This window comes from Aquiflexum sp., assembly GCF_977115555.1.
This window is the reverse complement of record NZ_CDSBKL010000661.1, coordinates 1-1,132: the sequence shown is the minus strand read 5'-3', so window position 1 is coordinate 1,132 and position 1,132 is coordinate 1. Positions and strand designations below refer to the sequence as shown.

The 1,132-nt window shown below is 38.0% G+C and carries 2 protein-coding genes; both read right to left on the bottom strand.

Going from position 1 to position 1,132, the window contains the following annotated elements:
- On the bottom strand, window positions 1-366 hold a 366-nt coding region (locus ACZFYI_RS20515), incomplete at its 3' end, for a hypothetical protein (RefSeq protein WP_462525975.1).
- Window positions 367-699: 333 nt separating this feature from the next.
- On the bottom strand, window positions 700-1,132 hold a 433-nt coding region (locus ACZFYI_RS20510), incomplete at its 5' end, for a hypothetical protein (protein WP_462525974.1).

Below are 1,132 nucleotides of genomic sequence, written 5' to 3'. Positions count from 1 at the left end.
GTTTTGGATGATAGCTTCTGAAGGGTCGGATATTTTGAGGCTGTCCTTGAGGTAGGCAGGAAAGTACTTTTCGGCATTGGCGAGGCTGATTTCAAAAACCTCCCTACCATCCGGGAATGTATATTGGTGGAATTGGTCCCAATCGGGTTCCTTTTCAAAAAAAGGTAAGATCAGTTCCTGCGATTCGGTCATGAAGCTGATCCCACCGTCTGGGATGCGGAGTTGCTGTTTGTTGGCCTCAAACCAGTCTTTGACTTTTGCAATTTTATTTGGGTTTTCAATCTCAGGAACTATTTCCGTTTGCTCCTCTAGACAGGATGATAAAGCTATCAGAATAAACAGGAATGATAAAAATTGATTTAACAAATGCTTAAATGAAAACTTCAATCTTCGGTTGTGAGGGGGGGGGTAAAATTTAACTTTTTCATACGAATTGTTTTAGGGTGTAAAAAGATGAATTGTATAGTTTTTGAAAAATAGGAATTGAAAACTGAACCTGCAATTTTCGAAAGGAAATTAGTCGACTAAAATCGGAGCAGCGGATTTTGCCAATTTTGGCTATTTGAGATTTAAATCATACAAAATCAATTACAGTGCTTCCCTGCCATTGGGACAGGGGATTAAGTTTGATACTTGATTAAAAAGTAAAAGCCCTTGGCATTTCTCCAAGGGCCTTACCATCATTTCAAGAGATGATTTTCAATTCAAATTACCGAATGGGCTTTTCCGGATGACTTTTTCTTTTGCTAAGATACCCAAAGCATGATATAGGCTATTTTTCCCCATCTTCCATCTTTTTTTTTCTAAAATATATAAACCCCCACCACCACATTCGGGACCACAATATTTGTCAAAGTATACCAATGCATATCTTTGTTTCGAGTCAAACATAGGCGTGGATATTTGGTAAATTGCAGGACTAGAATAATCCAATTTCTTTTCCAGTAGATGTTTCTTCGAGAATAGCCTCACATTTTCTGGAAGGTAGGTCGAATCCAAAACAAGTACAACTTCGTTCTGAGGGCACATGTACTCGATATCCCTTTGGCTTAGAATTTTTGAAATTTCTTGATCTTTTTGGTTATGTCGGGCTTGGCTTTGCAAAAGACTCAAGTTTTTCAAAGAACAAATG